A 10,349-nucleotide genomic window follows, 5' to 3' on the forward strand; every position below is an offset into this window, starting at 1 on the left:
TACTTTCGATAATAAGAGAGGGTCGGAATTGGTAGACGGCGGCACCGTTCGCGGGTTGAGCGCAGGTCAAACAGCCGAAGCCCACACGTCAACCGCGCACGCCGCTCGCTCATGACGACGCCCTTGGCTTAGCCCCGTGACCGCGATGGGTGGTCGTTCGATATGCGGTAAGTGAAGTTGGCAAGCATTTCTGGCGTCTCGCGCTCGATGCAATCTGTATGTACGCGAGTAGGCATGGAACAGTCATGCCAGCGAAGCAGCACTACTCTTGAATGTCGCCAGGCCACAGCTGCTTGCCGTGCAAAACACGCAGGATTCGGATCGCGTCCCCCATGATGCGATAGGCGACGACGTAAGGCGTTCTACTGATGACCAGTTCTCGAGTGTCGTCGACACGTCCGGTGCGACCAAACTCCGGATGATCGATCAGGACTTCGATCTGGTGCGCGATGCGCTCGTCGATCAAGATCGCCGCGTGTGGGCTGTCTTCCTCAATGTCGTAGTAGTCGAAAATTCGATCCCGGTCGTCGAGCGCCACAGGCGACCATTCGATTCTCACGCGCCACCCTTGGCACTCCTGCGCAGCGCGGCAGCGCGACGCTTTGCGAAACGAGCTTCCACCTCATCGTGCGCGACGGGAGTGCGCGGGTCATTCAAAGCTTCCTGCACCTTGGCACGAAACCAAGCGTCATGCGCGTGAGTGTCGGCGACCAGCCCGACAGGAAGCGCGCCTTCATTCGCAACGCGCGTCAGCACGATCCGAACGACATCCGACACCGTCAGGCCCAATCCGTCGAGAACTTCGACGGCGCGGTCCCGAACATTTGCGGCGATGCGGGTTTGCACGAGGGCATTGGCGGTGGTCATCAACGGCTCCATACAGCGGGCGAAGAGGCTATTGTAATTCAAATGAATGGCTTTGCGGCGCCGCCGTCAGGCGGCGAACCGACCATGAAGTGGCTGTCTCACGCCGCTGCAGTGTTCGCGCCTGGCGTGAACGGCTGACTGATCTGCTCCGCCAAGGCGGATTGACGACCGAGCCGGCTGGCGCAGCGCAGCGGCTGTCGCCTCCTGGGTTTCGCGTACCTGTGCGCTTTCTCGCTCCGACTGCTGTTGTTGGCGCTGCAGCTGCGCGGCAAGATCCGTCGCACGCTGCTCTGCCCCGGCAACTCGCTCTCGAAGGGTGGCGAGTTCGAGTTGGATTCCTGCTGTTTGCGGGACCAGGTGGCAGCTGCATCGTTGTGCGCAGCCTTCTCGGCTTGGAGCGCCTGCCTGGCTGCTTGCTCGGCGCCGCGAGCGGCTTCGAGAGTTGGAGCACTGGACTTCTGCTCTTTTGCCAAGTCAGTGGCCATCTGGCGCGCGGCGACCCGCTCGCGATCGACGTCGGCGAGGAGACGGCGTTCGTGTGCCACATGGCGCTGCTCTGCTTCCTTCGCGTCGCGGTGCGCAGCGCCAAGTTCCATGGCGGACTTCCCACGCAGGGCTTCCTTGTGGCCACTGCCTCCTCCGAGGCTTTTCGCAGGCTTGGTCAGGGGTGTGCCTGCCCATCCACCGACTGGTATCGGCTTCGATACGCGCCTGGGCTGAGGCCCAGGCGCTCACGAAACAGTCGCGAAAAGGAACTGGGGTCGTTGTAGCCGACCTGCAGCGCGATCTGGTCGACACCTAGATCGCTCGCTTCGAGCAGGGCACGCGCGACGTCGAGCCGCAGGTGCTGAAGGTAGGTCAGCGGGGATTGGTCGAGCACCGCGCTGAAGCGTCGCACCAGCGTCCTTTCGCTGACCGCCAACTCGGCCGCGAGGTCGGAGATACGCACAGGCCGGGCCATGTTCGATTGCAGCCAGTGCTGCGCGCGATGAACCACCGCGTCGGTGTGGCTGATGTCCGCGAGCAAGGGCAGGTAGGGCGTCTGGGTCGTCTGGCTCACGTCGATGAGCATGCTCTTGGCGCATTGCGACGCGATCGCCGGTCCGGCGAAGCGTTCGACCACGCGGATCGCCTGCAGCAGATAGGACGCCGAGGCGCCGGCGCAAAGCAGGCGATCGACTTCGGTGAGCACGGGCCGCAGTTGCAGGTCGACTTTCGGAAAGCGCGCGCGGAATTGCCGCTCCAGCCACCAGGTCGTCGTCGCGATGCGTCCGTCCAGGAGGCCCGTCTGGGCCAGGATAAAGGTGCCCGTGCAATTGGCCGCCAGCCAGGCACCGCGACGCCACTGCGATGTGAGCCATGCGCACGCATCGGGCTGCTTCTTGAGCAACTGGTCGAACTTTTTGTGGCCGGCGTAGTGCACGCTGGGTATGAAGACGAGATCGAAATGCTCGCGCGCCCCGAGCTTGTGTGTCTGCAGCTGCAGGCCGTTGCTGGCCGCGACGGGTTGGCCCGACAGCGAAACGAAGCGCCAGTCGAAGAGCGCGGCGGATGCACCCTGCTGCCTGCGCAGATGCGAATTCGCCACCTGCAGGATGTCGGCGAAGCCGCCGAGGCTCGAGGCGTAGCAGCCGTCAAAGGCAAGGATCGCCGCACGCGGCATGGGTGTCCGATTTCGCATGGAAAACGTCAATTTCGCCAATGTACCGCGGAAGACCCAAAACCTAGACTCGTCTCGCATCCACGGGCCGGAAGGCCCGCCACTCGCCACGCAAAGCCACAGGAAACACCCGAATGAACGCCAGAAACACCACCCTTGCAACGACACGGCAGTCGCCCGAGCGCCATCAACCGAAGCTCTATCACGACCTGCTCACGCCCGCGGAAACGCTGGCCATCCGCGAAGAGGTCCGCCGCTTCGCCGACGAGCACGTTGCGCCGGTGGCGTGGGAGATCGGGCATCGCGAGGAATCGGTCGAGAACTTCCCGCGCGAACTCTTTCGCAAGATGGCCGGTGCCGGGCTCTTCCGCATTCCCTTCGCAGCCGAAGTCGGCGGACGCGGGCTGAAGCATCCGGCCTGCGCCACCGCAGCGCTCATCGAGGAGCTGGCCTACCACTCCAACTCTGTCGCGGCCATCGTCGACGTCCACTGCATCCTGGCGGGCCATGCGCTGGAACATGCGTCGCCCGCGCTGCAGCAGCGCTACCTCGCGCCGCTGCTGGCTGGCGAGAAGATCGGCAGCTTCGCCACGACCGAGCCCGATGCCAGCACGGACCTGAGCATCAAGACGATGCAGACCTTTGCGAATCGCGAAGGCGCGGGCTATGTGGTCAATGGCCGCAAGCGTTTCATCACGAACGCGCCGGTTGCCGATTTCGTGGTGCTGCTGTGTGCCGAAGAGGGGCGCATGACCGAGATCGTCATCGACCTCGATTCGCCGGGCGTGCGCGTCGGCGCGCCCGACCGGAAGATGGGGAATCACGGCCAGCTGACGGCCGACATCCATTTCGACAACGTGCAGGTTCCTACGGAGAACGTCGTCGGCGCCGTCGGTGGCGGGCTGAAGATCGCCTTGCAGACCTTGACCTACGGGCGCATTGGCATCGCCGCGAGTGGCGTCGGCATGGCGCAGGCGACCTTCGATCACAGCGTCGAGCGGCTGATGACGCGCCAGGCATTCGGCAAGAAGATTGCGCAGTTCCAGCATTGGCAGTTCAAGCTGGCCGAGCGCGCCACCGAGATCGAGAATGCGCGCAACCTCTACATGAAGGCGGCCCTGCGCATGGATGCGGGAGAGGCCTTTCCGGAGCCCGAGGCGGCCATGGCGAAGTGGTATGCGACCAACCTCGCCGCCGAGTTCGCGCGCGATGGCGTGCAGATCTTCGGCGGCTATGGCTTCATGGCGGAGCTGGCGGCCGACGGCTCGCACTACCGGGTGGAGGAGATCTACCGCGATTGCAAGATCGCGGAGATCTACGAGGGCACCAACGAGATCCAGAAACTGGTGATTGCCCGTTCCATCTTTGGCAAGGATCTCACGGGCTAGGCGCCTGGTGAGCGCAGCGCGGCGGCTTCGACAAGGCAGCTTTTGAAGGTGTCGATCGCGCTCGACGCCGCGGCGCCCGCCGGCGAGAAGACCGCCACGGGCATCACGAGTCCCGGCGTCTCCACATCGAGCATGCGGACCTGCCCGGCCATGGCCAGGCGACGCGCGAGATGTTGCGGCAGCACCGCCAGCGCCGCCCCGTTGACCACCAGCTCCAGGATGAGGTCGAGCGACAGGGTTTCGGCCAGCACGCGCGGCCGCACGGCGCCGGTCCGCCGGAACAGCGCCTCGACGGCGGCGCGTACGCGCGTGGTCCGCGGTGGCAGCACCCATGCTTCGGCCACCATGTCGGGCCATCCGGTGCGTCGCTTGGCGGCCAGGGTGTGGCGCGTGCCGCACACGATGGCCGGCGCATCGATGTAGAGCGGCGTGGCGTCGAGGTCCGCGGGTGCGACGCTGTCGCCGGCCGCGCCGACCACCAGGTCCAGCCTCCCGGTGCGCAGCTGCCGCAGCAGATGCTCGCGCGTGCCCTCGCTCACGGTCACCGTCAGTTCCGGCAGGCGCTGGCGGCCCTGAAGGATGGCGGCATTGAGCAAGTAGCCGGTGCCTGAGCCGGCGGTCGCGCCGACGGCCACCGTCGCGGTGATGCCCTGCTCGATGCCGGTCAGCTCGTCGACGGCACGCGCGATCTCGTTGGTCATCATGTGCGCATAGCGCAGCAGGCAGGCGCCATGCGCCGTCGGCACCATGCCCCGCGAAGTGCGCTCGAACAGCGCCACGCCAACACCGCTTTCGATCTTGGCCAGGGCCTTCGAAACGGCCGGCTGGGAGATGTTCAGCGCGGTCGCCACGCGTCCCACCTGGCGCAGTTCCTCCAGCGCCACGAGCAGGCGCATGTGCCGAAGCGTGAGCGCGCGCTGCATGAAGGCGCCCGAGATGTTGGCCATCCAAGACTCCCGAAAATCCGCAGCATAACCCGGCGGTTATGGCTCGGGCGATCGAATTCATTGGGCAAGCGCAGCCGCCCCGGACACAATTCAGGCACTGATTTCGAGCAACCGGCGCGACGCGAACACGCAGCGCACGACCATGGAGACAGAGACATGAACAGGCCCGTCCAACTCGACATTCGACCGCTCACGCCCGTGCTCGGCGCCGAGGTCTTCGGCATCGACCTGTCGGCCAGCCTCTCGCAGGCGGAGGTCGATGCCATCCGGCGCGCGCTCACGGCCCACCAGGTCATCTTCTTCCGCGACCAGCACATGGGCTTGGAGCAGCACATCGCGCTCGGCAAGCGCTTCGGATCGCTGCATGTGCATCCGCTCGCACCGGCCAATCATCCGGACCACCCGGAACTGCTGCGCATCCATGCCGACGAGCGCTCCGAGCGGGTCGCGGGCGAGAGCTGGCACACGGACGTCAGTTGCGAGGAGGAGCCGCCGATGGGCAGCATGCTGTACCTCACGGAGGTGCCCGAGAGCGGCGGCGACACCATGTTCGCGAGCATGTACGCGGCCTACGACGCTCTGTCGCAGCCGATGCAGCAGTTCCTTGAGGGGCTGACCGCGGTCCACGACGGCGCCAAGGTCTGGTCGCGCTATGGCCTCGCACCGTCCAGGCCGTTCGCGCGCAACGAGCATCCGATGGTCGTCGTTCATCCGGAGACCGGACGCAAGCTGCTCTTCGTCAACAGGGTGTTCACTTCGCATGTCCCGGCGCTGTCGCCCAGGGAGAGCGACGCCCTCCTCGAGATGCTTTACCGGCACATCGAGAACCCGCGCTTCATGTGCCGCTTCCGGTGGCAGCCGAACTCGGTGGCGTTCTGGGACAACCGTTGCACGCAGCACCAGGCGATCTTCGACTACTTCCCGGCCCGCCGCAGCGGCTACCGCGTGACGATCAACGGCACGCGCCCCCTTGCGGCCGTGCGGTCCGAAGTGCCGTGGAAGGCCGAGCCCTCCCTTGTCGCGGCGTGAGGTGACCCATGCGAAACCTGACATCGACCTTCGTGCACCACGTCCTTTGCCGCAAGCTGTTCATCGCAGCCGTGGCCGCGCTGTGTGCCGTCCCTGCGCTGTCGCAGGAGCCCTACCCCTCGCGGCCGATCACGATCGTGGTCGGGAACAGCGCCGGCAGCGGCGGCGACCTGCTTTGCAGGGTGATCGCGGCAGGCCTGGGCTCGGCCCTCAACCAGACGGTGATCGTCGACAACCGGGTCGGCGCCAACAGCGTGATCGCCGGCCAGGCGGTGGTGCGGGCCAAGCCCGATGGCTACACGCTGCTGTTCGGCAATGCCTCCAGCACCGTGATCAACCAGGCCGTGCAGAAGAACACGCCCTTCGATGCGCGCACCGACCTGACGGCGATCGCGCAGGTCGGTGCCGGTGGCGTCGCGCTGGTCGCGACGCCGGACTTCCCGGCCAACGGCATGAAGGAGTTCATCGCGGAGGCCAAGGCACACCCCGGGAAGTACGACTACGCCACCTGGGGCATCGGCTCGCAGGGCCACCTGGTCATGGAGTGGATCGGCCACCAGAACGGCATCCGCCTGAACCACGTGCCGTACAAGTCGATCACGGCGATCACGCAGGACCTGCAAGGCGGCGTCGTGCACATCGCCTTCGTGGATGTCGCGAGCGCGATGCCCCTCGTGAAGCAGGGACGCCTCAAGGTGCTGGGGCTGACCGGTTCGCTGCGCTCCCCGGGCTTGCCGTCGGCGCCGCTGATGTCGGAACAGGGCATCGCCTTCACCACCGACGGCTGGTACGGCCTGTTCGCCCCGAAGGGAACACCGGCCGCCGTGGTGGCCCTGCTCAACCAGGAGGTCACCAAGATCCTGGCCTCGCCGGCACTGAGGGATCGGCTGCTGCAACTCAACATCGCGGATGCGCCCGTGAAGTCGCCGAAGCAGTTCTCGAAGACGATCGAGGATGACCTGGCGGTGTGGGAGCAGATTGCGCACAGTTCAAGCATCAAGCTCGACTAGGACGACGGCCATGCCGCCCGTGGAAACCGAGTACCCGGCACTTGTCATGCCGGAGACGGTCGAGCGAACGACCGTGACGATCTGGAGCAACGGCGTGCCCCTGGATGCCGATCTCTACCGCCCGAAAGGAATCGCCGGAGACCGGCGGATCCCGGCCGTGGTCCTGTCGCACGGTTGGGGCGGCAGCAAATCCACCGGCGAGCGCCATGCCGCGAAGTTCGCGGCCGCCGGGATGATGAGCCTGTGCTTCAGCTACAGCGGATGGTCTTTCTCCGGATCCCAGGTGGTGCTCGCCGGGGAAGCACCCGCGCTGGACGAAGGCAACGAGGGCTTCGCCAGGGTCCGCGTGATCCGCGAGGTGATCGACCCGGTCGAATGGCTTCAGAACTATCGATCCGCCGTCGACTTCATCGAGGGGGAGCCGCACGTGGACACCGATCGCATCGGGGCATGGGGCACGAGCTTCGGCGGCGGCATCGCGCTGCACCACGCCGCGAACGACCCTCGCATCAAGGTCCTCGCCGTGCAGGTCGCGTCGCTCGCCTCGGTGCTCAAGGGCCCGTTGGCCGCGCATGCCAGGCAACGGGCCATCGATATGGCAAGAGGCACGATTGCATCCGTTCCGCAGGGGATCGATGCCTATCCCCCGCTCGCCGGGACACCGCACCTCGCGCGCTTCCTGCAATACAACGCGATCGAAGAGGTGCGGAAGCTCCGGGTACCGACCTTGATCCTGGACGCCGGCAACGAGGATCTGTTCGACATCCGGCACAACGGCGGCAAGGCGCACGAGATCCTGAAGCAGACTGCCACCGCCCCGGTGGACTACAGGATCATCGACGGCATCGATCACTACGGGATCTATTTCGACGGCTACGACGAGAGCAGCGACGCGGCGCTCGCGTGGTTCGACCGGTATCTGTGACGCACAAGGGGCAAGGCCTTGGCGCGTCGCGGCCATCGCACGTCAGGGCGTCGGGCTGCCTGCGAGGCCCTCGAGCCAGCGTCGCTCCGAGATGATCGCGATCGCGTGGCCTTCCCGCTGCAGGGCCAGCGCGTCCTTGATCGTCTCTACAAGCGGGGTCTGCGTCCAGTCCGTCGAGAGCTTGGAACCGATCACCAGGCAGCGGACATTGCGGCTCACGACGGCTGCCGGCCACCTACCGGCGCGTTCCAGAAGACGCTCGCAGGCTGCCCGGGTGCCGTGGAGGAATTCGCCGGCCAGGCAGACCAGCGCATCGCGCAGCTTGATCTTGACAGCGGGGGGGTTAGCGGGAGCGCGGAGCCGGTTGAATCGTCCGGAACATCGAACACGAATTCCCCCTAAGCCAGCTGCCTGAGCGTGGTCATCAGGTAGGCGCGTTCGTCCGCGCTCACATGGCCATCGGCGAGGACGGTTTCGATGGCACCGCTAATCGCACTGCCGGGCCATACTCGCGCCGCCTCGGCCTGCTCGGCCGCCAGACCTTGAGGAACTCGATCTCCAGACCGTCGAGATCGCCGTCGGCGACCATGGCCTCCACGATGCCCAACAGCTGTTCGATGGCTTGTCGCATGGCCGGTCAGTCCTTCGAAGGGTTGCGCGTCGTCCCTGCGGGCGCCGCGATGATCGAGCCGCCCACGTCCTTGACCAGACGCTTGAACTCGGGCGAATCCGAGATGATCGTACCCGCGGCCGCGCGCAGGCGGTCCACCGCCTCGTCGGGCAATACGAAGGTCGTCGGCTGCTGGTTGAGATAGTCCAGTTCCGCCTTGTCCTTGAGCGCGGCGAACGACACGTCGATGGCATAAATCTCGGCGTCCGGCCCGCGCGTGATGGCCGCGAGCGCCGGGTCCTTGTTGCCCGCCATCGACGCCGAGGTCCGGATCTTGCGCATCGTGTTCCAGCGCGCGGCCATGTCTCGCAACAGTTCGACCGCTTCGAAGGAGTAGCGATCGATCGGAACGCCGCTCGATTTGAGAAGGATCTCCACGCTGCCAGGGGGCGACTCGGATTCATCCCACTTCGTCGGCGGCACGGACAGCGAATTGACGATGAAGACGACGATTCGCTTCGCACTGTCGAGTTGCGTCGGCAGGCCCGCCTCCTGCATGGCCTCCAGCACCTCGAGCGAATCGAGCACGCCACGCATGCCGACGTTGTCCGACACGCCGCCGTCCACCAGGTGGATGTAGGGCCGCTTGGTACTGTCCGCGAAATCGCCCAGCGAGCGCAGCGAGCGAATCGCGCGCGCGGCCGGCCGCGGCGGATTGTCGGTGTCGGTGAAGCGCTTGACCCAGGGCGGCGGGGTCATGTGGCAAGTGCCGCCGTAGTTGTTCAGCGTGACCGGCGACAGCACCACCGGCACCGCCGAGGAGGCCGCCGCCGCGCGCGACAGGGGCACGGCGTTGAGGTCTGAGCACAGGACGTCGAACATGCCCTGCTGGAAGACCACGCGGGCGCCGCTCGAGATGTCGGTCGCCGAGGCGAGGATGAGCGGCCCCTTGCCCCGGTTCAGATCACCGAAGGTGGCGTTGTTGAACAGGACTTCGTCGTACAGCTGGGCAGCCAGCTCGGAGCGGCCCCATGCCGTCGACGACAGCCTGGCCCAGTTGCCCGGGTTCAGCGAACGGGAAACGATCGCGCCCTGCACGTCGCGCTTGAGGAAGCGCTGCTCGTAGTCGTCGAACAGCTTGTCGCCGTAGAGGCCGTAGGCCAGCGCCGTGAAGCTGCCGCCCGAGACGCCGGTGATGATGTCGACCTGGTCGATCAGCCGGCCCCTGCCCTTCGGCGTGACGATCTCGGTGCGCCGCAGGTATTCGAGGACGCCGTACGAGAACGCGGCAGCGCGGGTGCCGCCACCCGAGAAGGCCAGGATGACAAGGGCGTCCTTGTCCTTCACCTCGGCCTGGCGCGTCTCGAAGCGGTAGCCGCTGCCCGGATCCGCCTGGGTGATCGGCGGGTTGATCGGCCGGCTCGCGCAACCGGCGAGAACCACTGCGCAGGCGGCCAGGCACCATGGGGAAAGCTTCATCGTCATCCTTCTATCCTTGATCAACCGGGGCAGGATTGCCACGAATACCCGCATTCGGCGGCCCGGACCTGGCGGCGCGCCATCGCTCGAGCAGCCACACCGTTGCCCACGCGTAGAGCGCCACGGCGACGAACAGCGCGACCCGGACGGCCGAAGCGGTGTAGACGTCCTTGCCGTTCGCGCTGTCCTCGATGGCCGGGCCCAGCAGGATGAGCATGGTCACCAGGGCATTGCTCCAGAACGTTGGTGCAAATGACGTGGCCTTGACTCCGAACAACCTGGCGCCGGCCCAGAGCGCGGCGGCCGCCATCCAAAGCATCAGCATCCACAGGTTCGGCCGCAGCGTGAGGCCGAACCAAAGCAGCGCCGCCATCAGCGCGCCCATGAACGTCGAACCCACCAGTTCCCGCCCGGCCGAACGGGCGTTCGCGGAA

At 66.1% G+C, this 10,349-nt stretch carries 12 protein-coding genes and 1 pseudogene; 4 read left to right on the forward strand and 9 right to left on the reverse strand.

Annotated elements, in window-relative coordinates:
- Window positions 1-262: 262 nt before the first annotated feature.
- From ACSFBL_RS34340 to ACSFBL_RS34355, 4 genes are all read right to left on the reverse strand, one after another.
- Window positions 263-559, reverse strand: a complete 297-nt coding sequence (locus ACSFBL_RS34340) for a type II toxin-antitoxin system RelE/ParE family toxin (protein ID WP_435520290.1) — start codon at window positions 557-559, stop codon at window positions 263-265.
- The gene (locus ACSFBL_RS34345; RefSeq protein WP_435520291.1) at window positions 556-867 is read right to left on the reverse strand and encodes a type II toxin-antitoxin system RelB/DinJ family antitoxin; all 312 of its coding nucleotides are present in this window, start codon (window positions 865-867) and stop codon (window positions 556-558) included. The genes ACSFBL_RS34340 and ACSFBL_RS34345 overlap by 4 nt, the downstream gene beginning before the upstream one ends.
- A gap of 98 nt (window positions 868-965) precedes the next feature.
- Window positions 966-1,463 (reverse strand): hypothetical protein, encoded by a 498-nt coding sequence (locus ACSFBL_RS34350; protein WP_435520292.1) that lies wholly within the window; start codon window positions 1,461-1,463, stop codon window positions 966-968.
- Between the two features lie 65 nt (window positions 1,464-1,528).
- Window positions 1,529-2,548 carry a GlxA family transcriptional regulator gene (locus ACSFBL_RS34355; RefSeq protein WP_435520293.1) on the reverse strand — a complete coding sequence of 340 codons (1,020 nt, stop codon included), beginning with the start codon at window positions 2,546-2,548 and terminating at the stop codon, window positions 1,529-1,531.
- Window positions 2,549-2,661: 113 nt separating this feature from the next.
- Here ACSFBL_RS34355 and ACSFBL_RS34360 point away from each other — a divergent pair, with 113 nt between their 5' ends.
- Window positions 2,662-3,915, forward strand: coding sequence for an acyl-CoA dehydrogenase family protein (locus tag ACSFBL_RS34360; RefSeq protein WP_435520294.1), 1,254 nt, complete (start codon window positions 2,662-2,664; stop codon window positions 3,913-3,915).
- On the opposite strand, the gene ACSFBL_RS34365 is transcribed toward ACSFBL_RS34360, so the two are convergent.
- The gene (locus tag ACSFBL_RS34365) at window positions 3,912-4,862 is read right to left on the reverse strand and encodes a LysR family transcriptional regulator (RefSeq protein WP_435520295.1); all 951 of its coding nucleotides are present in this window, start codon (window positions 4,860-4,862) and stop codon (window positions 3,912-3,914) included. The two genes, ACSFBL_RS34360 and ACSFBL_RS34365, sit on opposite strands and share 4 nt — an antisense overlap.
- 156 nt (window positions 4,863-5,018) lie before the next feature.
- On the opposite strand from ACSFBL_RS34365, the gene ACSFBL_RS34370 reads away from it, so the two are divergent.
- Genes ACSFBL_RS34370 through ACSFBL_RS34380 form a run of 3 tightly spaced genes read left to right on the forward strand, consistent with a single transcriptional unit; the run spans window position 5,019 to window position 7,826 of the window.
- Entirely contained in the window at window positions 5,019-5,891 is an 873-nt protein-coding gene (locus ACSFBL_RS34370; RefSeq protein WP_435520296.1) for a TauD/TfdA dioxygenase family protein, read from the forward strand.
- 8 nt (window positions 5,892-5,899) lie between these two features.
- Window positions 5,900-6,901, forward strand: a complete 1,002-nt coding sequence (locus ACSFBL_RS34375; protein ID WP_435520297.1) for a Bug family tripartite tricarboxylate transporter substrate binding protein — start codon at window positions 5,900-5,902, stop codon at window positions 6,899-6,901.
- Between the two features lie 10 nt (window positions 6,902-6,911).
- Entirely contained in the window at window positions 6,912-7,826 is a 915-nt protein-coding gene (locus ACSFBL_RS34380) for an alpha/beta hydrolase (protein WP_435520298.1), read from the forward strand.
- A 42-nt stretch (window positions 7,827-7,868) separates the two neighbouring features.
- Here the strand turns inward: ACSFBL_RS34380 and ACSFBL_RS34385 are convergent, their stop codons facing one another.
- The 4 genes and pseudogenes from ACSFBL_RS34385 to ACSFBL_RS34400 all read right to left on the reverse strand — a co-directional run.
- Window positions 7,869-8,045, reverse strand: a complete 177-nt coding sequence (locus tag ACSFBL_RS34385; RefSeq protein WP_435520299.1) for a BRCT domain-containing protein — start codon at window positions 8,043-8,045, stop codon at window positions 7,869-7,871.
- Between the two features lie 229 nt (window positions 8,046-8,274).
- A complete protein-coding gene (locus tag ACSFBL_RS34390; protein WP_435520300.1) occupies window positions 8,275-8,457 on the reverse strand; it encodes a hypothetical protein in 183 nt (60 codons plus the stop codon).
- 6 nt (window positions 8,458-8,463) lie between these two features.
- Window positions 8,464-9,915 carry a patatin-like phospholipase family protein gene (locus ACSFBL_RS34395; protein ID WP_435520301.1) on the reverse strand — a complete coding sequence of 484 codons (1,452 nt, stop codon included), beginning with the start codon at window positions 9,913-9,915 and terminating at the stop codon, window positions 8,464-8,466.
- 10 nt (window positions 9,916-9,925) lie between these two features.
- Window positions 9,926-10,349 (reverse strand): annotated as a pseudogene (locus ACSFBL_RS34400) (hypothetical protein); the annotation flags it as partial.

The organism is Variovorax glacialis (genome assembly GCF_051216375.1).
GTDB lineage: Bacteria > Pseudomonadota > Gammaproteobacteria > Burkholderiales > Burkholderiaceae_C > Variovorax.